Origin of the sequence: Streptococcus sp. HSISS2, from assembly GCF_000448665.1 — a bacterium.
In the GTDB taxonomy this organism is placed as follows: Bacteria; Bacillota; Bacilli; order Lactobacillales; family Streptococcaceae; genus Streptococcus; species Streptococcus raffinosi.
In genome coordinates, this window is the sequence record NZ_CM002133.1 from 606465 (window position 1) to 613074 (window position 6610).

General features: G+C 42.2%; 3 protein-coding genes and 3 pseudogenes. All 6 read left to right on the forward strand.

Features of this window, described 5'->3' with window-relative positions:
• The first annotated feature begins 239 nt into the window (after positions 1–239).
• The 6 genes and pseudogenes from alsS (at position 240) to HSISS2_RS02875 (ending at position 6476) form a co-directional block, all read left to right on the forward strand.
• Positions 240–1915: pseudogene (gene alsS, locus HSISS2_RS02850) on the forward strand (acetolactate synthase AlsS).
• Between the two features lie 15 nt (positions 1916–1930).
• Complete coding sequence (gene budA / locus HSISS2_RS02855; protein ID WP_008534730.1) at positions 1931–2650, forward strand: acetolactate decarboxylase; 720 nt, start codon at positions 1931–1933, stop codon at positions 2648–2650.
• Positions 2651–2810: 160 nt separating this feature from the next.
• Positions 2811–3259 (forward strand): annotated as a pseudogene (locus tag HSISS2_RS02860) (MarR family transcriptional regulator).
• 17 nt (positions 3260–3276) lie between these two features.
• Positions 3277–4239 (forward strand): zinc-binding dehydrogenase, encoded by a 963-nt coding sequence (locus HSISS2_RS02865; RefSeq protein ID WP_021145295.1) that lies wholly within the window; start codon positions 3277–3279, stop codon positions 4237–4239.
• On the forward strand, positions 4236–4964 hold the full coding sequence (locus tag HSISS2_RS02870; RefSeq protein WP_021145296.1) for an ABC transporter ATP-binding protein: 729 nt from the start codon (positions 4236–4238) through the stop codon (positions 4962–4964). Before HSISS2_RS02865 ends, HSISS2_RS02870 begins: the two co-directional genes overlap by 4 nt.
• Positions 4957–6476: pseudogene (locus HSISS2_RS02875) on the forward strand (ABC transporter permease/substrate-binding protein). Before HSISS2_RS02870 ends, HSISS2_RS02875 begins: the two are co-directional and overlap by 8 nt.
• Positions 6477–6610 lie beyond the last annotated feature (134 nt).

Consider the following 6610-nt stretch of genomic DNA (forward strand, 5'->3'; position numbering starts at 1 on the left):
GAATTTTCTAAAGTCAAAAACACATAAACATCTGATAGCATTCAGGTGTTTATTTTGATTTAGAAGTGCAAAAATTCACAATCTTTTTTTCACAAGAATGCTTAAAAACTGTGCTATAATGATAACAGAATTGTGAAGTGATTAAAGTTTGTGAAAAATCGATCAGGCTTTGACCCTTTATGACTTATATTTGAAAGGAAAGTAGGCTCTGTAGTTGATGAGCCAAAAGGACTTGGTTAATGTCAGAAGGAAAGCAATTGTATGGTGCTGATTTAGTGGTTGATAGCTTGATTAACCACGATGTTAAGTATGTTTTCGGGATACCTGGAGCGAAAATTGATAGGGTTTTTGATACGCTTGAAGATAAGGGGCCGGAATTGATTGTTGCTCGTCATGAGCAAAATGCAGCTTTTATGGCTCAAGGAGTTGGTCGAATTACCGGAGAACCCGGTGTTGTCTTGGTGACATCTGGTCCCGGTGTTTCTAACTTGGCGACTGGTTTGGTTACGGCAACTGATGAAGGGGACCCTGTTCTTGCTATTGGTGGTCAGGTTAAGCGTGCAGACCTCTTGAAACGTGCCCACCAATCAATGAATAACGTTGCTATGTTAGAGCCAATAACGAAGTATGCAGCCGAAGTCCATGATGCCAATACCCTTTCTGAGATTGTAGCCAATGCTTATCGTCATGCCAAAGCAGGTAAGCCTGGTGCAAGTTTCATTTCTATTCCTCAAGACGTTACAGACGCTCCAGTCAGTGTCAAGGCTATTAAACCATTGACTGATCCAAAACTGGGGTCAGCTTCTGTATCTGATATTAATTATTTGGCACAAGCCATTAAAAATGCGGTTTTGCCTGTTTTTCTTTTGGGAAATGGTGCTTCATCAGAGGCAGTAACTCAGTCTATTCGTCAGATTTTGGAGCATGTTAAATTGCCAGTGGTTGAAACTTTCCAAGGAGCAGGTATTGTTTCTAGAGATCTTGAAGAAGACACTTTCTTTGGCCGTGTTGGTCTTTTTCGTAACCAACCTGGTGACATGTTACTTAAAAAGTCAGACTTGATTATTGCAATCGGTTATGACCCAATCGAGTATGAAGCACGCAACTGGAATGCTGAGATTTCAGCTCGTATCATTGTTATCGACGTAGAACCGGCTGATGTTGATACTTACTTCCAACCTGAACGTGAGTTGATTGGAAATGTTGAAGCAACTTTGGATTTGCTTTTGCCAGCAATCCAAGGATATCAATTACCTGAAGGCTCAGTTGAATATCTTAAAGGTTTGAAAGATACTGTCGTTGATGATGTCAAATTTGACCGTCAGCCTGAAGAAGGTACGGTCCATCCACTTGATTTGATTGAAGTCTTGCAAGATCAAACTGAGGATGACATGACGGTTACAGTTGACGTTGGTAGTCACTATATTTGGATGGCACGTTATTTCAAATCTTATGAACCTCGTCATTTACTATTCTCAAACGGGATGCAAACCTTGGGTGTTGCTCTTCCTTGGGCGATTTCTGCAGCCTTGGTTCGTCCAAAGGAAAAGGTTATCTCAATTTCTGGTGATGGTGGTTTCCTCTTCTCTGACAAGAGTTGGAAACAGCGGTTCGTTTGAAACTGCCAATTGTTCATATCATCTGGAATGATGGGCATTATAATATGGTGGAATTTCAGGAAGAAATGAAGTATGGTCGCTCGTCAGGGGTTGACTTTGGTCCTGTTGATTTTGTAAAATATGCTGAGAGCTTTGGTGCCAAGGGCTATCGTGCGACAAGCAAAGAAGCCTTTGCGCAATTACTTCAACAAGCACTTCAAGACTCTGATAATGGACCTGTCCTTATCGATGTGCCAATAGACTACAAAGACAATATTAAACTCGGCGAAACTATCTTGCCTGATGAATTTTATTAAGAAGAAGGTGTACACATGTCTGAAGCCATAAAATTATTTCAATATAATACCTTGGGAGCCTTAATGGCTGGGCTTTACGGGGGTACGTTAACAGTTGGTGAACTTTTAGAACATGGGGACTTGGGGCTTGGAACCCTTGATTCCATTGATGGGGAGCTAATTGTCCTTGATGGTAAAGCTTATCAGGCCAAGGGGTCAGAAGGTAAGGTTGAGGTTGTTGAGGTTGCTGCTAATGAAAAAGTACCTTATGCAGCTGTAGTTCCACACCAAGCCGAAGTTATCTTCCGACAACGCTTTGAAATGACTGATAAGGAACTTGAAGAACGTATTGAATCTTACTACGATGGGGTTAATCTCTTCCGTTCCATCAAAATTAAGGGTCACTTTAAGCACATGCATGTTCGTATGATTCCTAAATCTGCCCCGGATACTAAGTTTGCAGAGGTGGCAACACATCAGCCGGAGTATGAAGCTGATAATATTTCAGGTACCATTGTTGGTATTTGGACTCCTGAGATGTTCCATGGAGTTAGTGTAGCTGGCTATCATTTGCACTTTATTTCGGATGATTTGTCTTTCGGTGGGCACGTTATGGACTTCATTATTGATAATGGTATTGTTGAAGTCGGTCCAGTTGACCAACTCGATCAACGTTTCCCAGTTCAAGATCGTCAGTATCTCTTCGCTAAATTCAATGTCGATGAAATGCGTGAAGATATTACCAAGGCTGAATAAGCTCATTTAAAGATAACAATAGATTATAGCGAGAACTTTCCTAGATAATTAGGAAAGTTTTTGTTTTTATAATTATTTCCATATCGAAATAGTTGACAGATGTAATGAGTAGATTTACAATAGATTTAGAAAGTTCGATATAGAAGAAAAAGGAGACAAAATGGACAAGATGTTAGGGGGCTACCAAGCTTTACAGATTCGTTTGTTGAACGGGCGACTGTTTCAAAAGTTGCTGAGCAAGGAACCAGATGCCCAATACCGAAGTGAACAGGGGAAAATTTTAACGATTCTGTGGAAGCAAGAATTGGGGTGCGCTACTGCGACCGATATTGCTCTTGCGACAGGTCTAGCCAATAATACATTGACCAGTATGGTTAAGAAGTTGGCAGAACAAGGTTTGGTCACGATTCAACCTTGTACGCAGGATAAAAGAAAAAATATATTTCTTTGACAAACCTCGGTTGGGCGCAAAAAGAAATTGGGAATCGTGTCAGCAAGGAACTGGGAGAGATTTTCTACCAAGGTTTTTCTGACCAAGAAATTCGAGAATTTGAGGCCTATCAAGAGCGGATTATCTCAAATCTAAAAGCTAAAGAAAATGAACTGTAGAAAAAGAGGAGTACCTTATGAAAGCAGTTGTTGTGAGCACTCCAGGTGGACCAGAGGTATTAGAAGTTGTCGAACGACCAAAACCAATCCTGAAGGCAGGTTGGACTCTGGTAAAAATCCAAGGATTTTGTATCAATCACAGTGAAATTTTTACTCGCAAGGGACAATCACCATCTGTGAAATTTCCTCGTGTGTTAGGGATTGAGTGTGTTGGTCTTGTGGAAGAAACGACACGACCGGATTTGAAGATTGGTCAGCAAATCATTTCCATTATGGGGGAGATGGGGCGTGACTTTGATGGAGGCTATGCAGAGTATACGCTTCTCCCCAATGAGCAAATTTATCCGATCAAGACAAAGCTTGATTTGGAAAGTTTGATCGCTCTTCCTGAGACCTATTACACGGCTTTTGGCTCTTTTCTTAACCTCAAGATTGAGGAGAAGGACAGCGTGTTAGTTCGCGGAGCAACCAGTGGTGTAGGAATTGCCTTTGCTAGACTGCTAAAAGGCAAATTTCCTAAGGTTCATCTGGCAGGAACTAGCCGAAATTTAGCTAAGGAAGACCAATTGAAGGCGGTCGGATTTGATCAGGTGATTCTGGAGAAGGATGGTGTCTTGCAAACACAAGAACAGTTCGATAAGGTTTTAGATCTTGTTGGTCCCAGCGCTATTCTCGATACTTTTGCGAGGACAGCGGAAGACGGGATGATCTGTTCTTGTGGCCTTCTGGGTGGTCAGTGGACTGTTCCAGACTTTGATCCGATTGAGATGCTCTCTCGCAATCTCTACTTGACGACCTTTGCTTCTGGCAATGTGTCTCCAGACAAGCTTCAGGCTTTGGTAGATTTTGTCGAGCAGTATCATGTGGATGTACGACCTGAAAAGGTTTATAAGATTGACCAAATCCAGGAAGCGCATGCTTATCTGGAAGGAAGCCATTCTTTCGGTAAAGTGATCGTGAAAAATGAGGATGATTTATGATTGAATACAAACACGTAGCCTTGCGCTACACAGAAAAAGCAATTTTAAAAGATGTCAATCTCCATATTGAAGATGGAGAATTTATGGTGCTCGTAGGTCCTTCAGGATCTGGAAAAACCACCATGATCAAGATGATCAACCGTCTCTTGGAGCCGACTGATGGCAATATCTACATGGATGAAAAATGCATCAAGGACTATGATGAACGGGAGTTACGTCTCAGTACCGGCTATGTGCTTCAAGCCATTGCCCTCTTTCCTAATTTGACAGTTGCGGAAAATATTGCCCTCATTCCTGAAATGAAGGGCTGGACTAAAGAACAAATTGCCTCTAAAACCGATGAACTCTTGGACAAGGTTGGTTTGCCTGCTGCAGAGTATGCAAAGCGCAAGCCAAGTGAGTTATCTGGTGGGGAGCAACAACGGATTGGGATTGTGCGTGCCATCATTGGGAAACCAAAGATTCTATTGATGGACGAACCGTTTTCAGCCTTGGATGCTATTTCTCGCAAGCAGTTGCAGAGTCTCATAAAAGACTTGCATAAAGAATTCGGCATGACGACAATCTTCGTTACCCACGATACAGACGAGGCCTTGAAATTAGCCGACCGGATTGCAGTTTTGCAAGATGGAGAAATTCGTCAGGTCGCAGAACCTGAAACAATTTTACAAGCACCTGCGACAGACTTTGTAGCAAACTTGTTTGGAGGTAGCCCTCATGTCTAATTTAATTTCAACATTTCAAGAGCGTTTTAGCGACTGGCTTACAGCCCTCGGACAACACTTACAATTGTCTCTTTTGACCTTAATTATTGCTATTTTCATCTCAATTCCTTTGGCTATTTATCTTAGCACGCGCGATCGTGCGAGTAACTGGGTCTTGCAGATTGCTGGGATCTTTCAAACCATCCCTTCCATGGCTCTTTTGGGACTCTTTATCCCTATTATGGGGATTGGTACGTTGCCTGCTTTGACGGCACTCGTTATCTATGCCATTTTCCCCATCCTTCAAAATACTATTACAGGATTGCGTGGGATTGACCCCAGTTTAGAAGAAGCAGGGATTGCCTTTGGGATGACCAAATGGGAGCGCCTCAAGAAGTTTGAAATACCTCTTGCCATGCCTGTGGTGATGTCAGGTGTAAGAACTGCTGCAGTAATGATTATCGGGACAGCAACCTTGGCAGCACTTATCGGGGCTGGAGGACTTGGTTCCTTTATCCTTTTAGGGATTGACCGCAATAATGCCAGTTTGATTTTAATTGGTGCCCTATCTTCGGCACTCTTAGCCATCACCTTTAACCTTCTGCTCAAATGGATGGAAAAGGCCAACTTACGGACCATCTTTACGGCCTTTGCAGTCATGATCCTCGTATTGGGAGCGTCCTGTGTTCCGAGTCTTCTCTCCAAACCAGAAAAAGAAAACCTGGTCATTGCTGGGAAGTTAGGGCCTGAACCTGAAATTCTAGCTAATATGTATAAGATCTTGATCGAAGAAAACACGGACATGACAGTGACTGTTAAACCAAATTTTGGCAAGACCACTTTCCTCTATGAAGCTCTGAAAAAAGGGGATATTGATATCTATCCAGAATTTACAGGCACCGTGACGGAAAGTCTCCTCAAGCCGGCGCCACAAGTCAATCATGATCCAGAAGCAGTCTATCAAGCTGCCCGAGATGGTATTAAAAACAAGACGATCTGGCCTTGCTCAAACCTATGGCATATGAAAATACCTATGCTGTTGCAGTGCCTAAGAAAATTGCTCAAGAGTATGGACTCAAGACCATTTCTGACTTGAAAAAGGTGGAAGGGCAGCTTAAGGCAGGCTTCACCCTAGAGTTTAATGACCGACAGGATGGGAACAAGGGCTTGCAGAAAGTCTATGGTCTTGATCTACAAGTCTCCACCATGGAGCCAGCCCTTCGTTATCAGGCTATCCAGTCCGGTGAGATCCAGATAACAGATGCTTACTCAACGGATGCGGAGCTTGCTCGCTATGACCTTGTGGTTCTAGAGGATGACAAACAACTCTTCCCACCTTATCAAGGGGCGTCCCTTATGAAAGAAGCTCTTCTTAAGAAACATCCAGAATTGGAAGGCATTCTAAACAAGTTAGCTGGTAAAATCACAGAGAAGCAGATGAGTCAGATGAACTACCAAGTCGGAGTAGAAGGCAAGTCAGCTAATCAAGTGGCGCGTGACTTTTTGGTAAAAGAAGGGTTTATCAAGAAATAAAGAAAACTTTGTACAAAAAGTAACTTTTTCAAGTTACTTTTTTAGTTATTATTTGTCTGTTTTCTATCCTATTTTCAGATATAATAAAGATAACAATTTAAGGAGTCGTCCATGACAATTAGTCAATATACCCT

Coding starts and splice junctions, on each gene's coding strand:
- budA (WP_008534730.1), top strand. CDS start 1,931: ATGTCTGAAGCCATAAAATTATTTCAATATAATACCTTGGGAGCCTTA.
- HSISS2_RS02865 (WP_021145295.1), top strand. CDS start 3,277: ATGAAAGCAGTTGTTGTGAGCACTCCAGGTGGACCAGAGGTATTAGAA.
- HSISS2_RS02870 (WP_021145296.1), top strand. CDS start 4,236: ATGATTGAATACAAACACGTAGCCTTGCGCTACACAGAAAAAGCAATT.